Origin of the sequence: Streptomyces lydicus, from assembly GCF_001729485.1 — a bacterium.
Classification (GTDB): domain Bacteria; phylum Actinomycetota; class Actinomycetes; order Streptomycetales; family Streptomycetaceae; genus Streptomyces; species Streptomyces lydicus_D.
Genome location: NZ_CP017157.1, coordinates 6,863,210 through 6,883,153, shown reverse-complemented (window position 1 = coordinate 6,883,153; position 19,944 = coordinate 6,863,210). Strand labels below are relative to the sequence as shown.

General features: G+C 74.5%; 19 protein-coding genes, 1 tRNA gene and 1 pseudogene. 10 read left to right on the top strand and 11 right to left on the bottom strand.

Annotated features, from left to right (window positions below):
* Positions 1-81 precede the first annotated feature (81 nt).
* A tRNA-Met gene (locus tag SL103_RS29800) sits at positions 82-155 on the top strand.
* A gap of 70 nt (positions 156-225) precedes the next feature.
* Here SL103_RS29800 and SL103_RS29795 read toward each other — a convergent pair.
* From SL103_RS29795 to SL103_RS29780, 4 genes are all read right to left on the bottom strand, one after another.
* A complete protein-coding gene (locus SL103_RS29795; protein WP_069572071.1) occupies positions 226-1,356 on the bottom strand; it encodes an ABC transporter substrate-binding protein in 1,131 nt (376 codons plus the stop codon).
* Between the two features lie 78 nt (positions 1,357-1,434).
* Positions 1,435-2,331 carry an ABC transporter permease gene (locus SL103_RS29790; RefSeq protein ID WP_244304077.1) on the bottom strand — a complete coding sequence of 299 codons (897 nt, stop codon included), beginning with the start codon at positions 2,329-2,331 and terminating at the stop codon, positions 1,435-1,437.
* A complete protein-coding gene (locus SL103_RS29785; RefSeq protein WP_079146046.1) occupies positions 2,328-3,185 on the bottom strand; it encodes an ABC transporter ATP-binding protein in 858 nt (285 codons plus the stop codon). The genes SL103_RS29790 and SL103_RS29785 overlap by 4 nt, the downstream gene beginning before the upstream one ends.
* A 262-nt stretch (positions 3,186-3,447) precedes the next feature.
* Positions 3,448-3,864, bottom strand: coding sequence for a Fur family transcriptional regulator (locus SL103_RS29780; RefSeq protein ID WP_069572070.1), 417 nt, complete (start codon positions 3,862-3,864; stop codon positions 3,448-3,450).
* Between the two features lie 159 nt (positions 3,865-4,023).
* Between SL103_RS29780 and SL103_RS29775 the strand changes: the two genes are divergently transcribed.
* On the top strand, positions 4,024-5,487 hold the full coding sequence (locus SL103_RS29775) for a catalase (RefSeq protein WP_069572069.1): 1,464 nt from the start codon (positions 4,024-4,026) through the stop codon (positions 5,485-5,487).
* Positions 5,488-5,572: 85 nt separating this feature from the next.
* On the opposite strand, the gene SL103_RS29770 is transcribed toward SL103_RS29775, so the two are convergent.
* Entirely contained in the window at positions 5,573-5,974 is a 402-nt protein-coding gene (locus SL103_RS29770; RefSeq protein WP_069572068.1) for a CBS domain-containing protein, read from the bottom strand.
* Between the two features lie 191 nt (positions 5,975-6,165).
* Positions 6,166-6,969 carry a histidinol-phosphatase gene (hisN, locus tag SL103_RS29765; protein ID WP_069572067.1) on the bottom strand — a complete coding sequence of 268 codons (804 nt, stop codon included), beginning with the start codon at positions 6,967-6,969 and terminating at the stop codon, positions 6,166-6,168.
* A 209-nt stretch (positions 6,970-7,178) separates the two neighbouring features.
* Between hisN and SL103_RS29760 the strand changes: the two are divergent.
* Positions 7,179-7,912: pseudogene (locus SL103_RS29760) on the top strand (TetR/AcrR family transcriptional regulator).
* 39 nt (positions 7,913-7,951) lie between these two features.
* On the opposite strand, the gene SL103_RS29755 reads toward SL103_RS29760, so the two are convergent.
* The 4 genes from SL103_RS29755 to SL103_RS29740 form a co-directional block, all read right to left on the bottom strand.
* Entirely contained in the window at positions 7,952-8,284 is a 333-nt protein-coding gene (locus tag SL103_RS29755) for a DMT family transporter (protein WP_069572066.1), read from the bottom strand.
* 142 nt (positions 8,285-8,426) lie between these two features.
* A complete protein-coding gene (gene rsgA / locus SL103_RS29750; protein WP_069572065.1) occupies positions 8,427-9,434 on the bottom strand; it encodes a ribosome small subunit-dependent GTPase A in 1,008 nt (335 codons plus the stop codon).
* Positions 9,435-9,448: 14 nt separating this feature from the next.
* Positions 9,449-10,828 (bottom strand): 3-phosphoshikimate 1-carboxyvinyltransferase, encoded by a 1,380-nt coding sequence (aroA, locus tag SL103_RS29745; protein ID WP_069572064.1) that lies wholly within the window; start codon positions 10,826-10,828, stop codon positions 9,449-9,451.
* A gap of 151 nt (positions 10,829-10,979) precedes the next feature.
* Positions 10,980-11,693 carry a M50 family metallopeptidase gene (locus SL103_RS29740; RefSeq protein WP_069572063.1) on the bottom strand — a complete coding sequence of 238 codons (714 nt, stop codon included), beginning with the start codon at positions 11,691-11,693 and terminating at the stop codon, positions 10,980-10,982.
* Between the two features lie 35 nt (positions 11,694-11,728).
* Here SL103_RS29740 and SL103_RS29735 point away from each other — a divergent pair, with 35 nt between their 5' ends.
* Both SL103_RS29735 and SL103_RS29730 read left to right on the top strand, forming a co-directional pair.
* Positions 11,729-12,556: an SOS response-associated peptidase gene (locus SL103_RS29735; protein ID WP_069572062.1), complete on the top strand. Its 828-nt coding sequence runs from the start codon at positions 11,729-11,731 to the stop codon at positions 12,554-12,556.
* 160 nt (positions 12,557-12,716) lie between these two features.
* Entirely contained in the window at positions 12,717-13,364 is a 648-nt protein-coding gene (locus SL103_RS29730) for an alpha/beta hydrolase family protein (RefSeq protein ID WP_069572061.1), read from the top strand.
* Positions 13,365-13,410: 46 nt separating this feature from the next.
* On the opposite strand, the gene SL103_RS29725 is transcribed toward SL103_RS29730, so the two are convergent.
* Positions 13,411-13,974 carry a helix-turn-helix domain-containing protein gene (locus SL103_RS29725; protein ID WP_069574234.1) on the bottom strand — a complete coding sequence of 188 codons (564 nt, stop codon included), beginning with the start codon at positions 13,972-13,974 and terminating at the stop codon, positions 13,411-13,413.
* 454 nt (positions 13,975-14,428) lie between these two features.
* Here SL103_RS29725 and SL103_RS29720 point away from each other — a divergent pair, with 454 nt between their 5' ends.
* The 5 genes from SL103_RS29720 (at position 14,429) to SL103_RS29700 (ending at position 19,937) form a co-directional block, all read left to right on the top strand.
* Positions 14,429-15,133: a sigma-70 family RNA polymerase sigma factor gene (locus SL103_RS29720; RefSeq protein WP_208870066.1), complete on the top strand. Its 705-nt coding sequence runs from the start codon at positions 14,429-14,431 to the stop codon at positions 15,131-15,133.
* Positions 15,130-15,531 (top strand): mycothiol system anti-sigma-R factor, encoded by a 402-nt coding sequence (rsrA, locus tag SL103_RS29715; RefSeq protein ID WP_069572059.1) that lies wholly within the window; start codon positions 15,130-15,132, stop codon positions 15,529-15,531. The genes SL103_RS29720 and rsrA overlap by 4 nt, the downstream gene beginning before the upstream one ends.
* A 190-nt stretch (positions 15,532-15,721) precedes the next feature.
* Entirely contained in the window at positions 15,722-17,152 is a 1,431-nt protein-coding gene (locus tag SL103_RS29710; RefSeq protein ID WP_347877900.1) for an HD-GYP domain-containing protein, read from the top strand.
* A complete protein-coding gene (locus tag SL103_RS29705; protein WP_079146042.1) occupies positions 17,149-18,540 on the top strand; it encodes an HD-GYP domain-containing protein in 1,392 nt (463 codons plus the stop codon). Before SL103_RS29710 ends, SL103_RS29705 begins: the two co-directional genes overlap by 4 nt.
* Positions 18,541-18,935: 395 nt before the next feature.
* Entirely contained in the window at positions 18,936-19,937 is a 1,002-nt protein-coding gene (locus tag SL103_RS29700) for a tetratricopeptide repeat protein (RefSeq protein WP_069572058.1), read from the top strand.
* Positions 19,938-19,944 lie beyond the last annotated feature (7 nt).

Below are 19,944 nucleotides of genomic sequence, written 5' to 3'. Positions count from 1 at the left end.
GGGCCCGCGGGTGGCGGCTTCCGGGCCGTCCGGAAGGAATTTGCGCTGGTCGTCGGGCCGGGGTTAGAGTTGGGGCACCGACGCGGGGTGGAGCAGCTCGGTAGCTCGCTGGGCTCATAACCCAGAGGTCGCAGGTTCAAATCCTGTCCCCGCTACTCAACGGCCAAGGCCCGGATCCCATGGATCCGGGCCTTCGTCGTGCGGTCGCCTCCGGGGGTGTGGCCGTCACGGCCGGTGGCCGACCGCCTCCGCGTAGAGGCTGCGGTCGACGAGCCGGTTCTCCGGCAGCGGCGCCCCCTTGGTGACACCGGCCGCGCGGTAGGCGCTCTGGAGCCGGTCCGTGGTGCCCTTCCTGATCTCCCAGTCCATCCGCAGCGGCGGCACCGCGGCCAGCACCTTGCCGTCGACCCCGAGCAGCCGGGCCAGCTCGGCGGCGAACGCCGGGTCGGCCTTGTAGTCGCCGGCGAAGTAGGTGTTCACGGTGCGGATGTAGGCGCGCAGGAAGGCCACCCCGGCGTCCGGGTCCCGCTGCAGCAGATTCGGGCCGTACAGGGCGCCGCCGAGCGGCTCGCCCCGGGGCTGGCCGCCGAGGAACGCGTACCCACGGTCGCCGTCGACCTGGCGCCAGACGGGGTCGAGCAGCCAGGCCGCGTCCACGCCGCCGCCGGTGAGCGCGGTCAGCACGTCGGAGGAGCCGAGCTGCTGGAAGACGACGGAGCCGAGGTCCGCGTGGTGTGCGGCGAGCGCCGTGGTCATCGGGTACATGATCACGGACCCTTTGCCGATCATGGTGCCCAGGCGGGTGCCTTCGAGGGTCGCCGTGGCGGCGCGCTGCCCGTCCTTGAGCCGGACCCACAGCCCGCTCCTGGAACGCGGGTCCGGGGAGAAGTTGCCGGCCACCCAGCGGATGTCGAAGCCGCCGTTGACGCCGTTGACGACGGCGGCCTCGGGCGCCGCCCACAGGGCGTCCAGCTCGCCCCTGGCCAGCAGCGGCAGTGCCTCCGGGGTGGGCAGCACCTTCAGCCGGACGTCCAGGCCCTCCTTGGCGAACTCGCCCCGCGCGACGGCCAGCCGGAGCGGCGCCACGTACTCGGCGTTCAGCGTGCCGGTGGCGACGGTGAGGGTGCGGTGCTCGCGGAGCGGGCGGGGGGCCGGGGCGCCCTTGCGGCACCGGGCCGGGGCGCGGTCCCGGGCGAGGTCGGCGGGGTCGGTCCAGGCCGACCTGCCGCAGCCGGCCACGGGCCTGACGGTGCGGGGCGCGGCGGGGGCGGCGTGGTCCGGTGGCGGGGCGGCGCAGCCCGCGCCGAGGGCGAGCGCGGCGAGGAGCACGGCGAGGGTGGCGGTGCGGGTGCGCATGGGACCTCCGTGCGGGCGGTGAGGTGCGGACGCGGGCGTAGGGGCGGGGACAGGCGCGGAGACGGGCGGGAGCGGGGGTCAGGTCCGGGCGCGGCCGCGGTCGCGGGGTGCCCAGGGGGTGAGGAGGCGGCCGGCCAGCCGCACCAGCTCGGAGAAGAGCACGCCGAGTACGGCCACGCAGACGATGCCGACGAACATCACGTCGTTCTGGAACAGGGCACGCGCGTCGAAGACCAGGTGGCCGAGCCCGTCGGTCGCGGCGATCTGTTCGGAGGCCACGATCACCAGGACGGCGACGCCCGCGGCGATCCGGGCGCCCACCAGGACGGCGGGCAGCGAGGCGGGCAGCAGCACGTGCCGGAACATCTGCCAGTGGCTCGCGCCGAAGACCCGCCCGGCGTCGCGGTGCCCGGCCGGTACGGCCAGCACCGCCGCCATGGTCGAGATCCAGACGAAGAAGAACACCGTGGCGGCGACGAGCGCGATCTGCGGGCCCTCGCCGAGCCCGAACATGTTGAGGAACACCGGCAGCAGGGCCAGTTTGGGAACCACGTACAGGGCGTCCAGCAGCGGTTCGAGGGCGGCCCGTACGAGGCGCAGGGAGCCCATCAGCAGGCCCAGGAGGTAGCCGCTGACGGTGCCGAGGAGATAGCCGGCCAGTACGCGCCGGAGGGTGGCGGTCACGTCCGGCCACAGCTCGCCGGCCAGCGCCCGGTCCCAGCCGTCCGCGAGGATCGTGGACGGCGCGGGGTAGATGCGGGCGTCGATCCAGGAGCGGGTGGCGGCCAGCTGCCACACCAGGACGAGCAGGACCGGGACGGCGAGGGCGAGCGCGAGCTCCAGGGCGCGCCGGCGGCGGTGGGTGCGCCCGGGATGCAGCTCCTGGGGGCCGGGGCGGCGGACCAGGAGCCGGGCCGGCGCGGCGGGGGGTGCGTCGTCGTGGCGCGGGCCGGGGCCGCGCCGGGTGGTGCTCATGCCGGCACGCCCCCTTCGGCCCCCTGGTGCGGGGCGGCCCGGCGCGCGCCGGGGCCGGTCACCTCGCCCCGCAGCAGTTCCCACAACTCGGCCTTCAGCGCGGTGAATGCGGGGGTGGCGCGGACCTCGCCGGTGCGCGGGCGGCCGAACGGCGGGCGGCGTTCGGCGATGATCCGGCCGGGCCGGGCGGACATCACCAGGACCCGGTCGCCGAGCACCAGCGCCTCTTCCAGGCTGTGGGTGATGAAGAGGGTGGTGGTGCGGGTGGTCTGGGTGAGGTCGAGCAGCTCGTCCTGGAGGAGGGTGCGCAGCTGGGCGTCGAGGGCCGCGAAGGGCTCGTCCATCAGCAGGATCTCGGGTTCGACGGCGAGCGCGCGGGCGAGCGCGACGCGCTGGCGCATGCCGCCGGAGAGGGCGGCCGGGTAGGCGCCGGCGAAGTCGGTGAGTCCCAGCCGGGCGAGCCAGGAGCGGGCCCGCTCGTCGGCCTCCTTGCGGGGCACGCGCTGGATGTCGAGGCCGAAGCGGACGTTGGCCAGCACGGTCTTCCAGTCGTGGATGCCGTAGTCCTGGAAGATCATCGCGGCCGGGTGCGCGGTGGTCGCCCGGAGCTCCAGCTCGCCCCGGCTGGGGCGGAGCAGCCCGGCAGCGATCCGCAGCAGCGTCGACTTGCCGCAGCCGGACGGGCCGACGAGGCAGACGAATTCGCCGGGCGCGATCTCGGCGTCCACCGGGCCGAGGGCGGCCAGCGCGCCGCGACCGCGGCCGAACGACCTGGTCAGGGCGCGGGCGCGGAGGGCCGGCGGGTGGTCGGCGGGCGGGCGGTGCGCGGCGGGTACGGGGTGCGGCTCTCCCACGGGGTGCTCCTTGCGGAGTGCGGACAGGGCGCCGCGGGGGTGCGCGGCCCCGGGGCCGGCCGGGCGGGCCGGTCCGGTGGCCGGAATGCGCGGCGCGGCCGACGATATGACGGGTCGTCAGATCCGGGCAAGGGGGTGTGCGGGGGGAGAGGGGTGTGGGGTGCGGTGCGGTGGGGCCGCGGCCGGGTGCGCGAAGGAGCCCGCGGCCTTCGTGGGGCGCGGGCTCGGGGCGGGGTGTTCCGCGGGTGGTCTGCCGGTGGGGTCAGGCGGTGCCGCAGTCGGGGCACAGGCCGCGGTAGGTCACGGTGACCTCGGAGACCTGGAAGCCGTAGCGCTCCGGCTCGGGGAGCGCGGAGAGCGGGTCGCCCTGGAGGTGCACGTCGCGGATCGTGCCGCACCGCGAGCAGATGAGGTGCTGGTGGTCGTGGTGCGCGTTCGGGTCGTAGCGCTTGGCGCGCCCGTCCGTGCTGACCTCGAGCACCTCGCCCAGCGAGACCAGCTCGCCGAGGGTGTTGTAGACCGTGGCGCGGGAGATCTCGGGGAGCCGCTCGGACGCCCGCGCGTGCACCTCGTCGGCGGTGTAGTGGACGTGGTCCCCGTCGAGGACCTCGGCGACGACGCGTCGCTGCGCGGTCAGCCGCCAGCCGCGTCCCCGGAGTCGTTCCAGCAGGTCACTCATGCCAATCACCTATCAGTCAGATAGAGCCAGGGTAGCAGTGGCCGGTCCATGGCCGGATCGCGTACGACTTTCGTGCTCTTCTTGACTTAGACATTGTCCAATGTAGGATCGGGTACGGCGCAAGCCAAGGGCAGGTGGCGAAGACTTCAGGAGGCGCACGTGTCGGTAGAGAGCACCACCGGACCGCTGACCACGGCGACCGGTGCCCCGGTCGCGGACAACCAGAACAGCGAGACGGCCGGCCCCGGCGGGCCCGGTCTCATCCAGGACCAGCTCCTGATCGAGAAGCTCGCGCACTTCAACCGCGAGCGCATCCCGGAGCGCGTGGTGCACGCCCGCGGCGCCGGCGCGTACGGCACGTTCACGGTCACCGCCGATGTGACCCGGTACACCCGCGCGAAGTTCCTCTCCGAGGTCGGCAAGCAGACCGAGACGTTCCTGCGCTTCTCGACCGTCGCCGGCAACCTCGGCTCGGCCGACGCGGTGCGCGACCCCCGCGGTTTCGCGCTGAAGTTCTACACCGAGGAGGGCAACTACGACCTCGTCGGCAACAACACCCCGGTGTTCTTCATCAAGGACGCCCTCAAGTTCCCCGACTTCATCCACACCCAGAAGCGCGACCCGTACACCGGCTCGCAGGAGGCGGACAACGTCTGGGACTTCTGGGGGCTCTCGCCCGAGTCCACCCACCAGGTGACCTGGCTGTTCGGCGACCGCGGCATCCCGGCGTCGTACCGGCACATGGACGGCTTCGGCTCGCACACCTTCCAGTGGAACAACGAGGCGGGCGAGGTGTTCTGGGTCAAGTACCACTTCAAGACCGACCAGGGCATCAAGAACCTCACCACCGCCGAGGCCGCCGAGACCGCCGGCCTCGACCCGGACAGCCACCAGCGGGACCTGCGCCAGGCCATCGAGCGCGGCGATTTCCCGTCCTGGAGGGTGCAGGTGCAGATCATGCCCGCGGCCGAGGCGGCGAACTACCGCTTCAACCCGTTCGACCTGACCAAGGTCTGGCCGCACGAGGACTACCCGCCGATCGAGATCGGCAAGCTGGAGCTCAACCGCAACCCGCAGAACATCTTCGCCGAGGTCGAGCAGTCGGTCTTCTCCCCGCACCACTTCGTGCCGGGCATCGGCCCGTCCCCCGACAAGATGCTCCAGGGCCGCCTCTTCGCGTACGGCGACGCGCACCGCTACCGCGTCGGCATCAACGCCGACCACCTGCCGGTCAACCGCCCGCACGCCACCGAGGCGCGCAGCCACGCCCGGGACGGTGTGCTCTACGACGGCCGGCACGCCGGTGCGAAGAACTACGAGCCCAACAGCTTCGGCGGCCCGGCCGAGACCGGCCGGCCGCTGTGGCAGCCGGTCGCGGTGACCGGCTCCACCGGTGAGCAGGCGGCGCCCTCGCACGCCGAGGACGACGACTTCGTCCAGGCGGGCAACCTCTACCGGCTGATGTCGGAGGACGAGAAGGAGCGCCTGATCGACAACCTGGCGGGTTTCGTCTCGCAGGTCTCCCGCGACGACATCGCCCGGCGCGCGATCGAGAACTTCCGCAAGGCGGACGCGGACTACGGCAAGCGACTGGAGGCCGCGGTCCAGGCCCTGCGCGGCTGACCAGACTTGCCGTACAACCGAAGAGGCCGGACGCCATGGGGCTCCGGCCTCTTCGCGTGCCCGGCCGCCGTGGGCGGCCGTTCTCTCAGGCCGGCACCGCGCCCGCGCGGATGTCGGCGGTGGCCCAGCAGCGGATGATGTCGCGCACGGACACGACGCCGACGGGTTCGTGGTCGTTCAGCACGATCAGATGGCGGAAACCGCCGCGCACCATCGCCTCCGCCGCCTCGTCCAGAGTCCAGTCCGGAGCGGCGAAGACCACGTCGGAGGTGGTGTGGGCGTGGGCGGTCTCCCGGTCGGGACTCTCGCCCGCGCCGATCGAGTTGAGGATGTCGCGCTCGGTGAGGATACCGATGCCGCTGTTGTCGTTGTCGAGGACCACGGCCGCGCCGATGCGGCGAGCCGCCATCAGCTGGGCCGCCTGGCGGAGGGTGTGGGCCGGGCCGATGGTGAGGACCATCGTGCTCATGGCGTCCTTGACGTACATGGGCATGGAGAGGAGCCACCTCCTTGGTGAATGTGCCTTGCGAAGGGATTCACAAGTTCACAAAGTGGGGGATTCTCATGTTCACATGCCGCGGTGGCCGCAACAAGGGGCAAGTTGTGGACGCGTGTCCGAGCGCCCGCCCGCACGCCGGGCCGCCCGGCGTCCGGTGCCGCCGGGCGGGGCGGCGTGACTCAGTGCTTGGCGTCGCCGACGTAGCCGAGCAGCTCCTCGTGCAGCAGACCGTTGGAGGCCGCCGCGTTGCCGCTGTGCGGCCCCGGCCTGCCGTCCAGGCCGGTGAACTGCCCGCCGGCCTCCTTGACCACCACCGCGCAGGCCGCCATGTCCCACAGCGACAGCTCGGGCTCCGCGCAGATGTCCACCGCGCCCTCGGCGACCAGCATGTACGGCCAGAAGTCGCCGTAGGCCCGGGTCCGCCAGCAGTCCCGGCTCAGGTCGAGGAAGCCGGGCAGCTTGCCGCGCTCCTCCCAGCCGGTCAGCGAGGAGTACGCGAACGACGCGTCCTGGATGCGGCCGACCTTCGACACCTGCAGCCGGCTCGCGGAGGTCAGGCTGCGGCCGGTGAAGGCCCCCAGGCCCTCCGCGGCCCACCAGCGGCGGTTGAGCGCCGGCGCGGAGACGATGCCCACCACGGGGCGGTCGCCGCCCTCGCCGCGTTCCATCAGCGCGATCAGCGTGGCCCAGACCGGCACCCCGCGGACGTAGTTCTTCGTGCCGTCGATCGGGTCGATGATCCAGCGGCGCGGCCCGGCGCCCTCGCTGCCGAATTCCTCGCCGAGCACCGCGTCCCGCGGCCGGGCCCGCTGGAGCTGGCTGCGGATCAGCTCCTCGGCGGCCTTGTCCGCCTCGCTCACCGGCGTCATGTCCGGTTTGGTCTCGACCTTGAGGTCGAGCGCCTTGAAGCGCTCCATGGTGGCGGCGTCCGCGGCGTCGGCGAGCACATGGCCGAGGCGAAGATCATCGTGATAGTCGGGCATGTGCGAACAGTATCCATTGGTATACGCCGCAGCCACACGGCTGTGTCCCCACGGCGTGTGTCGCCCGCCGCCCAGGTGAGCGGGCGCCGGGCGGGCCGCGCGCACCGGCCCGGTGCGCCGGTGCCGCGACGCCCCTTGACAGTGCCTGAGGGCGCGTCAATTCTGTGCGCACACCGGCCATCTCGGCCGGGCGGCCGGGGAGGCGATGGATGCCCGCAGCGCGTGAATCCCTGCTGGACGCCGCCTATACGGCGCTGACGGCCCGGGCCTGGCCGGCCGTACGGATGGTCGACGTGGCGGCCGCCGCCGGGGTCTCCCGGCAGACGCTGTACAACGAGTTCGGCAGCAAGGAAGGGCTGGCCCGCGCGCTGGTGCGCCGGGAGACCGACAACTACCTCGCCGGCGTCGCCCGGGCGCTGGCGCGGGGCGGCTCCCCGGTCGCCGGGGGCCGGGCCGACGCGGCGGCCAAGGTGGTCGCAGCGGCCGCCTGGACGCTGCGTACCGCGCGCACCAATCCGCTGGTCAGGGCCGCGCTGACCGGGTGCTGGGGCGACCGGCTGCCGCTCCCGGCGGCGCCGGGCGAGCCCCTGCCGCCGACCGGCGCCCGGCCGGCCGGTCCCGCGGCGCGGCGCACCCCGCCCGCCCCGAGGGGCCGCTGCCGGGACCCGCCGAGCTCGTCGGCCGGTTCCGCGACCAGGCGGTCGCCGCGCTGGAGGGCGGCTGGCCCGAGGAGGAGCTGCCGGCCCTGGGCGCCGCCTGCGAGACCGCGGTGCGGCTGACCCTGTCGTGCGTGGTCGCGCCGGTGGCCGCGGGCGCGCCGCCGGGACGCGTACCGGCACGGCGGGCCCGGCGGGAGGCGGAGACGGAGGCGGTGTCCCGGCTCGTGGCGGGCGCCTTCGCGCGGCTGGCGCCGGCCGGCGCCCGGCAGACGGAACAGGACTGACGGGACGTCAGAACCCTGCGGTGCGGGGCGCGGAGGGCCTCAGTGCCCTCCGGAGCCCGACAGCTGCAGCCCGACCACGCCCACGATGACCAGCGTGATCGAGACGATCTTGAGGGTGGAGACCACGTCGCCGAGGAAGACCATGCCGTAGACCGCCGTGCCGGCCGCGCCGAGGCCGGTCCAGACCGCGTAGGCCGGGCCGACGTCGAGCTTGCGCAGCGCCAGCGTCAGCAGACCGAAGCTGGCGAGCGCGAACGCCGCGAAGGCGATGGTGGGGAAGAGGCGGGTGAGGCCGTGCGAGAGCTTGAGGCACACCGCGAAGCCGGTCTCCAGGAGCCCCGCCACCACGACCAGCAGCCACGCCCACGCCATAAGCCCTGCCTCCGTCAGCTGGATGAGTGACGACGGGACGTCAGCCTCACTCGTCCGGGGCCCCGTCCGGGCGATCAGGGCCGGTGACCAGTTCGCCGGCCTCGGTGTATTTACCTCGGACGGGCAGGGGCAAACCCGGTGATCAGTCGCCCTCGCGTCGTTCCCTGGTGGCCAGCAGGCGGCGCAGCGAGTAGAGCCGGGCCGGGTCGGCGTGGCCGTCGGTGACCCAGGTGTCCAGCGCGCAGTCCGGCTCGTCGTGGCTGCACGCGCGCGGGCAGTCGACGGTGCCCGGCTCCAGGTCCGGGAAGGCGTGGATGACCCGGGACGGGTCGATGTGCGCCAGCCCGAAGGAGCGGACGCCCGGGGTGTCGATGACCCAGCCCGAGTCGCCGGGCAGCGGCAGCGCCAGCGCGGAGGTGGTGGTGTGCCGGCCGCGGCCGGTGACCGCGTTGACGTGTCCGGTGGCCCGGCGGCGCTCCGGGACCAGCGCGTTGACCAGCGTCGTCTTGCCGACGCCGGAGTGTCCGACGAACGCCGTCATCCGGCCCTTCAGCAGCTCCCGCACCCGCTCGGCGGCGCTGCCGTCGGTGAGTTCCTCGCGGTTGGTGACGACATAGGGGACGCCCAGCGCCCCGTAGGACTCCAACAGGGCGTCCGCGGAGGCGAGATCGGACTTGGTCAGCACCAGCAGCGGCTCCAGGCCCGCGTCGTAGGCGGCGACCAGGCAGCGGTCGATCAGCCGGGGGCGCGGCTCGGGGTCGGCGAGCGCGGTGACGATGGCCAGCTGGTCGGCGTTGGCGACCACGACGCGCTCGAACGGGTCGTCGTCGTCGGCCGTACGGCGCAGCGTCGAGGTGCGCGGCTCGACCCGGACGATCCGCGCGAGGGTGTCCTTGGCGCCGCTCAGGTCACCGACGACGGCGACCCGGTCGCCGACCACCGCGCTCTTGCGGCCCAGTTCGCGGGCCTTCATCGCGGTGACCGTGCGGCCGTCGATGAGGCACGTCAGCCGGCCCCGGTCGACGGTCAGGACCAGGCCCTCGGCCGCGTCCTCGTGCTTGGGGCGGATGTTCGTGCGGGGACGGTTGCCCTTGCGGTTGGGCCGGACGCGGATGTCGTCCTCATCGGGGTTCTTGCCGTAGCGGCGCATGGCGGCCGGACCCCTCAGACTCTCCGGGCGGGGGCCGCCGACGGGTCGAGCATCTCCGCCCACAGGGCGGGGAAGTCGGGCAGGGTCTTGGTCGTCGTGGCGACGTTCTCCACCTCCACGCCTTCGACCGCGAGGCCGATGACCGCGGCGGCGGTGGCCAGCCGGTGGTCCTCGTAGGTGTGGAAGATCCCGCCGTGCAGGGGACGCGGCCGGATGTGCAGGCCGTCCGCGGTCTCGGTGACGTCGCCGCCGAGTTCGTTGAGCTCCTTGGTGAGCGCCGCCAGCCGGTCGGTCTCGTGCAGCCGCAGGTGCGCCACGCCCCGCAGGGTGGAGGGGGAGTCGGCCAGCGCGGCGACCGCGGCGATGCCCGGGGTCAGCTCGCCGACCTCGCTCAGATCGACGTCGATGCCGTGGATCCGGCCGCTGCCGGTCAGCGTCAGGCCCTGCTCGGTCAGCTCGCAGGAGCCGCCCATGGTGGTGAAGATCTCACGCAGCGCGTCACCGGGCTGCGTGGTGTGCGCGGGCCAGTCCGGGATGGTGACGCGGCCGCCGGTGACCAGCGCGGCGGCCAGGAACGGCTGGGCGTTGGACAGGTCGGGCTCGACGATCAGGTCGCGGCCGAGCAGCGCCCCCGGGGTGACCCGCCAGACGTTCGGCTCGCCGCCCGCCTCCGGGGTGTCCACCTGCGCGCCGACGCTGCGCAGCATGTCCACGGTCATCCGGATGTGCGGCATCGAGGGCAGCGCCGCGCCGACGTGCCGGACCTCGACGCCCTGGTTGAAGCGCGGCGCGGACAGCAGCAGGGCGCTGACGAACTGGGAGGACGAGGAGGCGTCGATCTCGACCGCACCGCCCTCCAGGGCACCGCCGCCGAACACCGTCATCGGCAGGGCGCCGCGGTTGTCGTCGTCGATACGGGCACCCAGGGCGCGCAGCGCGTCGATGACCCCGCCGAGCGGACGCTCGTAGGAGCGCGGGTCGCCGTCGAAGCGCACCGGGCCGTCGGCCAGCGCGGCGACCGGCGGCAGGAAGCGCATGACCGTTCCGGCGTTGCCGACGTCGACGGTGGCCGGGCCGTGCAGCCCCGCCGGGATGATCCGCCATGCCTCGCCGCCGGCCTGCTGCCCGGCGTCCGCGGAGCCGGCCGGACCGGAGGAGCTCGACGAGGCCGTCTCCTCGATGCCGACGCCCAGGGTGCGCAGCGCCTCGGCCATCAGCAGGGTGTCGCGGGAGCGCAGCGGGCGGCGCAGCCAGCCCGGCTCGGAGGAGAGGGCGGCCAGGACCAGGCCGCGATTGGTGACCGATTTCGAGCCGGGCACGGTGACGGTTGCATCGACGGCCCCGGGCGCGAGGGGGGCGGGCCACAGGGCGGGGTGTGCGGGGCTCTCGGTCATGCCCTTACTTTAATGGCTGGGCAAGGGTGCCGATCTTGATCAAAAGTGGCGCAACCCCGCCGAAACATGGCACTGGTAGTGCGCGCGCGTACGGATGCGCCCGAAGTGGCGTAAACGGCGGTCGGGGGAGGACGGGCCGGCCGGGTTGACGTCAGAGGCCGAGCAGCCAGCGGCCGCCGCCCGTGAGGGAGCACAGCGTCACGACGTGGAAGAGGCCGAGCCACACGGCCGCCGGGACGTGGGTCAGGCGGGCCAGCTGGTCCGGGTCGGAGTCCGCGGCGCCGCCCCGGCGCCGCTTGCCCTGGAGCTCGAAGGGCGGCCGGACCCCGCCCAGCAGCAGGAACCACACCACCGCGTACGCGAACACCGCCTGCACCTGGGGCGTGGTCAGCCAGGAGACCAGGACGAACGCGGCGCCGGCCAGGACCACGGTGAGCACGCCGTAGGCGTTGCGGATCATGACGAGCATCGCCAGCAGCAGGGCGGTGGCACCCCACAGGAGCGCCGTGATGTGCCCCGCGGCGAGCAGCGCGGCGCCCGCCAGCCCCAGCAGCGACGGGGCGATGTAGCCGGCCGCGGCGGTCAGCACCATGCCCAGGCCGGTCGGCTTGCCGCGCGAAACGGTCAGGCCCGAGGTGTCCGAGTGCAGCCGGATGCCGTCCAGGCGGCGCCCGGTGAGCAGGGCGATCAGCCCGTGCCCGCCCTCGTGCGCGATGGTGACGGCGTTGCGGGACAGCCGCCAGGCGGTGCGCGGGACGACGGCGCCCAGCGCCAGCGCCGCGGTGACGAGCACCAGCCAGAGCGAGGGCGGGGGCTGGGTCCCGAAGACCCGGCCCCATATGTCGGTGAGGTGGTCGGTGTCCATGTCTCCCCTTCGTGTGGCATGGCAGTGTGGCATGCATGTGCGGTAGGTATGCAGCGAGTCGTCGCCCCGAGGAGCTGGTGGGGCTCTTCGATGTTCAGCAGTGGGAACCCGAGGAGACCCTGGCGCCCAGTTGGAACGTGGCGCCGACGGACACCGTGCACGCGGTGCTCGAACGCCCCCTCAAGGGCGCGGCGGCCGACGGCTTCCCGCCGGGCCCGGCACGCCAGCTGCGGCCGCTGAAGTGGGGGCTGGTGCCGGCGTGGGCGAACTCACCCGACGCCGCCGCGAAGATGATCAACGCCCGGGCCGAGACGGTGCACGAGAAGCCGTCCTTCCGCCAGGCGTTCGCGGCCCGCCGCTGTCTGCTGCCCGGCGACGGCTACTTCGAGTGGGTCACCGGCGCCGCCGAGCGGCAGCTGGAGGAGCAGGGGCGGCGGAAGCGGCCCCGTAAGCAGCCGTACTTCGTCACGCCCGCGGACGGCTCCGTGATGGCGATGGCCGGGCTGTACGAGTTCTGGCGGGACCGCACGCTGCCCGGGGACCACCCGCGGGCCTGGTGGGTGACCTGCACGGTCGTGACCACCGAGGCCGAGACCACCCCGCTGGCCGGGGCGGCCGGCGAGGGCCCGCGGTCGCTGGCCGAGATCCACCCCCGGATGCCGCTGGTGCTCCCGCCGGACCGCTGGGACGCCTGGCTGGACCCGGCCGGTACGGACCCCGACGAGCTGCGGGCGCTGCTGGCGCCCCCGCCGCCCGGCCTGATGCGGGCCTTCCCGGTGCCGACCGAGGTCAGCAACGTCCGCAACAACGGTCCCGAGCTGGTCACCGAGCTCGACGCGCCCGAGGTCGGCACGCTGTTCTGACCGCGCGCCCGCGCCGCGCCAGGGGGCGCCGGCGGGCTGTGCTGCCCTTCTCGCCCTCGCGCGGGCAGGATGGGCAGCGCGAGCGCGCGTGCCCGCGCCGGGACGTCACGGCCCCGGGCGCGCCGGGCGAGGGTCAGGCCGAGGGAAGTGAGGGTGCGGCATGAGTGCAGGGGCGAAGGAGACCGAGACGGTCGGGACGCCGGCGGGTGACGCCCGGATCACCTGGCACCGCGACGCGGAGCCGGCCCGGGCCGTGGTCGCCGTCAGCCACGGTGCCGGCGGCGGCATCGAGGCGCGCGACCTGCGGGCGCTGGCGTCCGCGCTGCCGGCCCGCGGCTACACCGTCGCGCTGGTGGAGCAGCCGTGGCGGGTGGCCGGCAAGAAGGTGGCGCCCGCGCCGAAGACCCTGGACGCGGCGTGGACGGCGCTGTGGCCGGCGCTGGAGAAGCCGGGGCTGCCGGTGGTCGCCGGCGGCCGCAGCGCCGGGGCCCGGGTCGCCTGCCGTACGGCGCGTGAGCTGGGCGCCGAGGCGGTGCTCGCGCTGAGCTTCCCGCTGCACCCGCCGGGCAGGCCGGAGAAGTCCCGGGCGGACGAGCTGACCGGTGCCGGGGTGCCGACCCTGGTCGTCCAGGGCGGCCGGGACCCGTTCGGCCGGCCGGCGGAGTTCCCGCCGGGCACCGTGCTCACCGAGGTACCGCACGGGGACCACGGCTTCGCGGTGCCGAAGAAGGCGGGCATCGCCGAGGCGGAGTCGATGACGCAGCTCTCGGACGCGGTGGTCGGCTGGCTGGACGGGCTGTTCGGCTGACCGCCCGCACGGGACCGGGCCGGCGCGGGCACCGGCCCCGCCCGGGTCAGTCCGTCCGCCCCCGCGGGCGGGCCCGTACGTGCATCCGCTCGCCCTGCCGGCCGAACAGGCTCAGCAGCTCCACCGGCCGGTTGTCCGCCGGCCCGAACCAGTGCGGCAGCCGGGTGTCGAACTCGGCGGCCTCACCGGCCCGCAGCTCCACGTCCCGGTCGGCCAGCAGCAGCCGCAGCCGCCCGGACAGCACGTACAGCCACTCGTAGCCCTCGTGCGTACGCTGCTCCGGCGGCTCCCCGCCCGCGTCGATGACCAGCTTGAACGCCTGCAGGGCGCCCGGCTGGCGGGTGAGCGGCACCACCGTCCGGTCCCCGTGCCGCACCGGCACCGCGCGCACCCGCGGATCGCCGACCTCCGGCGCGCCCACCAGCTCGTCCAGCGGCACCTGATGCGCCTGCGCGAGCGGCAGCAGCAGTTCCAGGGTGGCTCGGCGGCCGCCGGACTCCAGGCGCGAGAGGGTGCTCACCGAGATCCCGGTCGCCTCGGAGAGCGCGGCCAGCGTCACCCCGCGTTCCTGCCGCAACCGCCGCAACCGTGGGCCCACCTCGGCGAGCACCTGTTCGTACGCGGTCCCGTGCGCGGCGCCGCCGGCCTCGGCGGGGGCCCCGCCGTACCCGCTGCCGCCCGGTCCGCCGTCGGCTGCGCGGCGGGTCGTGTCGTTCGGTGTGTGATCCACCCCTCCATTGCTGAAGCGGCAAGCGGATGTGTCAACCCCGGGGTGCGGAAACGGGGGCGGGACGGGCGGCGAAGATCGGTGCGGCGGACGGGAATGCCCGGGGCGCAGGGGCTGTTGTGAGAGGCGGAAGTACTCGAGTACGTCCGGCGAAGCACGAGGAATGGGAGTCCGCCGCATGGGAATCGCTTGCCCGGCCCGCCCGGCCGCTGACCTGCCGTGGTCGCAGATGCAGGTGACGCAGCCAGCCCTGGCTGGAGCGGCGGCGGCACCGGATCGTCGTCTATTCTCCGATTCGAGGGGGTCCGCTTCCGGATCCGTGACGGTGTTGGAGGAGGTGGGTCCGGTCACCGGTACCGACGCAGGGGCCGACGGCACTGCTGAGGAGCAGTCTGCGCGCCCGGAGGAGAGCGCGGCCGAGCGCAATGCGCGCTTCGAGCGGGACGCCCTCATGTTCCTGGACCAGATGTACTCCGCCGGGCTGCGCATGACGCGCAATCCGTCCGACGCGGAGGACCTGGTGCAGGAGACGTATGCCAAGGCATATGCGTCCTTCCACCAGTTCCGGGAGGGCACCAACCTCAAGGCGTGGCTCTACCGCATCCTCACGAACACCTTCATCAACTCCTACCGCAAGAAGCAGCGCGAGCCCCAGCGCAGTGCCGCCGAGGAGATCGAGGACTGGCAGCTGGCGCGCGCCGAGTCGCACATGTCGACGGGTCTGCGCTCCGCCGAGTCCCAGGCGCTCGACCACCTCCCCGACTCGGACGTGAAGGCCGCGCTCCAGGCGATCCCCGAGGAATTCCGCATCGCGGTCTACCTCGCGGACGTCGAAGGGTTTGCGTACAAGGAGATCGCGGACATCATGGGGACACCCATCGGCACCGTGATGTCCCGGCTGCACCGCGGCCGGCGCCAACTGCGCGGCATGCTGGAGGATTACGCCCGCGAGCGCGGGCTGGTCCCGGCGGGTGCGACGGCTGCGGACCCGCAGGCCGCGCCGACGCCGGAGCCGCACGACCGGAAAGGCTCGGGATCATGAGCTGCGGAGAGCCGCACGAGAAGGACTGCTCCGAGGTCCTTGATCACCTCTACGAGTATCTCGACCGTGAGATGCCGGCGGGGGAGTGCGCCGATTTCCAGGTGCATCTCGACGAGTGCTCGCCCTGCCTGGAGAAGTACGGCCTGGAGCAGGCCGTCAAGAAGCTCGTCAAGCGCTGCTGCGGCCACGACGACGTCCCGACCGATCTGCGCTCCAAGGTGATGGGCCGGATCGAGCTCATCCGGGCCGGGGAGACCGTGCCCGAGGTGAGCGTGCTGGAACAGGCCAAGCGGGAGGCGGCCCAGCGGGAGCAGGCGGACGCGGCCGCCGCCGGGCAGCCGGGCGGCGAGCCGGCCGGCTCCGGCGATGCACGGTCCGAGACCGCGCGCGCCGAATAAGACGGCAGATCACCCTAAGGGGTGAGGGGTGAGGCGATCCCCCCGCCCGATCCGCTGATGCGCCCTCCCCGGCGCCGCAGCCCCTCTATTCTCACCGAACCCGGGCGCTCCGCAGTGCGGGGCGCCGGGCCCTGGCTCGTCACGGGCCCGGGACCGCGGGCACGGTGAGGAGGACGGCTCGATGGGCGCGATACGGGGACTTCCGACGGCAGCGCGCGGATACATCGGTGGCGCCGCCCTGGCCGCGGCCCTGTGCACCGCGCCCGTCCTGCGGCTCGGCGCCGGCGCTCCCTGGAGCAGCGCCCTGGCCCTGGCCGCCCTCTACGCACTGTGCGAACGGATCCGTGGCTGCCCGCTGCCGGGCGGCCGGGCGCCGCACGGGACCCGGCCCTACGCGGGGCCCGGCCGGGCCGACCCGGTGCTGCTCGCCGGGGTCTTCCTGCTGCCGCCGTCCCTCGCCGCGCTGGCCGCCGTACCGGGCGCCCTGCTCGCCCCGGCCGCGGTCCGTTGGGCCGCCGCCCGCAGGCTCTGGCACGCCGCGGAGACCGCGCTCGCCTGCTGCGCGGCCGCCGAGGTCTTCCGCGTCCTGAGCCCCCATGCGCTCGCCGCACCCCGCTTCCCCGTCCTGCTGCTGCCCGCCGCGGCCGCCGCCGGCGTGTTCTGCGTGGTGCTCGCGGCGCTGGACGGCGGGGTGCTGGTCGCCGCCGAACGGCACCCGCCGCGCACCGCCTGGCGCGGGCTGCTGACCCGCTCGCTCGGACCGCACCTCGTCCAGGGCCTCGCCGGGCTGATGATGGCGGTGCTGTGGCGCAGCGCGTACGGGCCGCCGGCGGCGCTGCTGGTGCTGCTGCCGATGTGCCTGTCGGCCTGGGTCTTCGACCGGTACCACCGCGAACGCGCCGCGCACCAGGCCACCATCCGGGCGCTGGTGCAGGCCGTGGACATCAAGGACCGCTACACCCGCGGGCACAGCGAGCGGGTCGGCCGGGCCTCGGTGATGATCGCCCGGGAGCTGGGCATGCCGGACGACCGGACCGAGGTCCTGCGGTTCGCCGGCATCCTGCACGACGTGGGCAAACTCGGCGTCCCCACCCGGCTGTTGCGCAAGGACGGGCCGCTGACGCCGGAGGAGCGCCGGGTCATCGAGCTGCACCCGGAGTACGGGCACGAGATCGTGCGCGGCATCGGCTTCCTGGGGGAGGCGCGCGCGGCGATCCTGCACCACCACGAGCGGCTGGACGGCCGCGGCTATCCGTACGGCCTGAGGGGCCATCAGATTCCGGAGTTCGCCCGGGTGGTGGCGGTCGCCGACGCCTTCGACGCGATGACCTCGACCCGCTCCTACCGCCGGGCCCGGCCGGTGCCGGCCGCAGTCGCGGAGCTGCGCAAGTGCGCCGGCGCGCAGTTCGATCCGCGGATGGTCCGGGCGCTGGCGGCGGCCCTCGACCGGTACGGCTGGCAGCCGGACCTGGTCACGGCGGCGGACGTGGAGCAGGGCGTGGCGGGGGACGGGACCGGCAGAGGAAACGTCACGCCTGACGCGGCTGACGCGCCTGACGCGACGGCCGTGCGGGAAGGGGCGGACGGGACGCCTGAGGCGGCGCGGGGCGGGGCGCGATGACCGGCGCCCCCGAGGAGCCGCCGGACGCCGGGACGCCGGGTGCCGGGACCCCGGACGCCGGGACACCGGACGCGGGTGGCCGGGCGGGCCGCGGCGGCTCCGGTCCGCGTCCCGCCCCGCCCGCCGGCCGCGGCCGGATCGTCGTCGCCGCGGTCCACGTGCCGGCCGCCGTCCTGGCCTGCTGGTCGCTCGGCCGGACGCTCTGGGAGGGGGTGGACCGGCCGGGCATCGCGCTGGCCTTCGGCGTGCTGATCGCGGTCGGCGAGGTGGTCGGCCGGGGCGGCGCGCCGGCGGCCGGGTACCGGCGGGCGGTGGGGGAGCGGGAGGCCGCGCCGCTCGGTGCGGCCGGCGCGCTCGCCTACGCGCTGCTCGGCGAGGCCGGTGGCCGGCCTACGGGCCACGGCGTGCCGCAGACCGTGGCGGTCGTCCTCGCGGCCGGGCTGATCGGGCTGGTCCCGCAGCTCGCCCGCGGGCGGGGGCCGGCGCTGGACCACCTCGCGCGCCGGGTGCTGACCGTCGGGTTCGCCGCGGTCTGCTTCCAACCCCTGCACGGCGGCGGCGGGTTGGGCGCCGGGATGGCGTCCGGGCCGGCCCATCCGCTGTTCCTGGTCGCCCTGCTGGCGCTGACCACGCTGTGCGACGCGGTGCTGGCGGCCGCGCTCGCCCGGGCCCGTACCGGCTGGCCCTTCGGGCCGCTGCTGCGCGACGAGTTGCGCGCGCTGCTGGGCATCGGCACGGCCATCTGCGCCACCGGCGTGGTGATCTCGCTCGCCACCGCGGTCGCCGGGCTGTGGGCGCTGCCGGTGTTCTGCCTGCCGCTGCTGCTGACCCAGTGCGCCTTCCGCCGGTTCGCGGCGGTCCGCACCACCTACCGCCAGACCATCGCCTCGCTCGCCCGCTCCACCGAGATCGCCGGCTACACCCCGCACGGCCACGCCCGCCGGGTGGCCGCCCTCAGCCGCGCGGTGGGCCGCGAACTGGGCCTGAACGAGCCGGACCTCGACGTGCTGGAGTACGCCGCCCTGATGCACGACATCGGGCAGTTGTCCCTGCTGGACCCGGTGCCCCGGGGGGCGACCGCGCCGCTGCCGTCCGCCGAACAGCGTCGCATCGCGCTGCTCGGCGGCGCCGTGGTCCGGCAGACCGGGGTTCCCGCGGAGGTCGCGGTGATCGTCGAGCGGCAGGCGGATCCGTACCGGGACCAGCCGGTCACCGCCCGTATCGTGCGCACCGTCAACGCCTACGACGACCTGTCGGGCACCGCCGCGGGGCCCGGCGGCCGGTTGCGGGCCCTGGAACGGCTGCGGCTGGCGACCGCGCGGGACCACGAGCCCGGGGTCGTCGAGGCGCTCGCCCGGGTCCTGGCGCGGGGCGGCCGGGCGGGGTGAGCGGGGCGACGGTGCCCGGCGCGGGCCGGGCAGCCGCGCTTTCCGGTACGTAACGGCTGGTAGTGGCGGATAAACCCGGAAAACCGGCAGGGCGGGCGCGCGGCGGCGTTCCGGTGCCCGGCCGTGGCCCCGCGCGCCCCCACCGGGTGTCCGATGCCGTGGAACCCATGGGTAATGAGCGCCCTCCGAGATGGGCATGGTTGGATGCGAAGGGAGCCCCTTTCAGGGGGGTTCAGGGGGTCGGTGAAGGGCAAGGAGCCGCAGGGGGCGCAGCAAACCGGGCTGAGCCCGACGGCAATCTGTGGCAGGTTGTCGAGTGGGCCCCCAGAAGGGCCCCGGGCGCCGCCCGGGAGACCTCCGGAGCGGCAATCAAGAGCAACCAGCAGGCGGGAATCGTGAGGATCTTCGGCAAGGTACGGCACCGGCCCTCCGCCTCGTGGCGGCAGGCGACCGACCGCGCTTTCACGCTGATCGGCGACGGCCGTTACGAGGACGCGGGGGCGCTGCTGACCCGTGCCGCGGACATGGAGCCGTGGCTGTCGGAGTCCTGGTTCAACCTGGCTCTGCTGCACAAATTCCGGCACGACTGGGAGCAGGCCCGGGCCGCCGGCCTGCGCGCGGTCGCGCTGCTGGACCGGGAGGCCGGGGCGCCCGACTGGTGGAACGTCGGCATCGCCGCCACCGCCCTCCAGGACTGGCCGCTGGCCCGCCGCGCCTGGCAGGCGTACGGCCTGAAGGTGCCGGGCGAGGGTTCCCCGTCCGGCGAACCGCTCGGTATGGCCCTGGGCAGCGCCGCCGTCCGGCTCTCCCCGGAGGGGGAGGCCGAGGTGGTCTGGGGCCGCCGGCTGGACCCGGCCCGCATCGAGGTGCTCTCCATCCCGCTGCCGTCCTCCGGGCGCCGCTGGGGCGAGGTGGTGCTGCACGACGGCGTCCCGCACGGTGAGCGGACCACCGCCGCCGGCGCCGGCGGCGCCACCAGGGCCTTCCCGGTCTTCGACGAGATCGAGCTGTGGGCCCCCTCACCGGTCCCCACCTGGGTGGTGCTCCTGGAGGCCGCCACCGAGGCCGACCGGGACGCCCTGGAGCGGCTGGCGGCCGAGGCGGGCTTCGCCGCCGAGGACTGGTCGTCGTCCGTACGGCTGCTGTGCCGTACGTGCTCGGAGAGCCGGATGCCCAGCGACGAGGGCGACGGCGAGCACCTGGACCCGCACGACCACAGCGAGCCGGGCCATCCCGGCCCGCTAGGCCACCGCACCGCGGGCTCGGGATCCCTGTGGGTGCCGGAACGCGAGTGCGGTATCGCGGCGCCGTCCGCCCTGGTGCGCGGCCTGCTGGACGGCTGGGTCGCGGACAGCCCGGACACCCGGGAATGGCGCGATCTTGAAGAGGTCTGCTGAGCGCCCG

What these genes read in the sequence shown, in the direction of transcription:
- hisN (WP_069572067.1), bottom strand. Translation starts at nt 6,969, where the DNA reads ATGCCCGACTATCACGATGATCTTCGCCTCGGCCATGTGCTCGCCGAC.
- SL103_RS29795 (WP_069572071.1), bottom strand. Translation starts at nt 1,356, where the DNA reads ATGCGCACCCGCACCGCCACCCTCGCCGTGCTCCTCGCCGCGCTCGCC.
- SL103_RS29735 (WP_069572062.1), top strand. Translation starts at nt 11,729, where the DNA reads ATGTGCGGTAGGTATGCAGCGAGTCGTCGCCCCGAGGAGCTGGTGGGG.
- rsrA (WP_069572059.1), top strand. Translation starts at nt 15,130, where the DNA reads ATGAGCTGCGGAGAGCCGCACGAGAAGGACTGCTCCGAGGTCCTTGAT.
- SL103_RS29740 (WP_069572063.1), bottom strand. Translation starts at nt 11,693, where the DNA reads ATGGACACCGACCACCTCACCGACATATGGGGCCGGGTCTTCGGGACC.
- SL103_RS29780 (WP_069572070.1), bottom strand. Translation starts at nt 3,864, where the DNA reads ATGAGTGACCTGCTGGAACGACTCCGGGGACGCGGCTGGCGGCTGACC.
- SL103_RS29730 (WP_069572061.1), top strand. Translation starts at nt 12,717, where the DNA reads ATGAGTGCAGGGGCGAAGGAGACCGAGACGGTCGGGACGCCGGCGGGT.
- SL103_RS29705 (WP_079146042.1), top strand. Translation starts at nt 17,149, where the DNA reads ATGACCGGCGCCCCCGAGGAGCCGCCGGACGCCGGGACGCCGGGTGCC.
- aroA (WP_069572064.1), bottom strand. Translation starts at nt 10,828, where the DNA reads ATGACCGAGAGCCCCGCACACCCCGCCCTGTGGCCCGCCCCCCTCGCG.
- rsgA (WP_069572065.1), bottom strand. Translation starts at nt 9,434, where the DNA reads ATGCGCCGCTACGGCAAGAACCCCGATGAGGACGACATCCGCGTCCGG.
- SL103_RS29790 (WP_244304077.1), bottom strand. Translation starts at nt 2,331, where the DNA reads ATGAGCACCACCCGGCGCGGCCCCGGCCCGCGCCACGACGACGCACCC.
- SL103_RS29770 (WP_069572068.1), bottom strand. Translation starts at nt 5,974, where the DNA reads ATGTACGTCAAGGACGCCATGAGCACGATGGTCCTCACCATCGGCCCG.
- SL103_RS29755 (WP_069572066.1), bottom strand. Translation starts at nt 8,284, where the DNA reads ATGGCGTGGGCGTGGCTGCTGGTCGTGGTGGCGGGGCTCCTGGAGACC.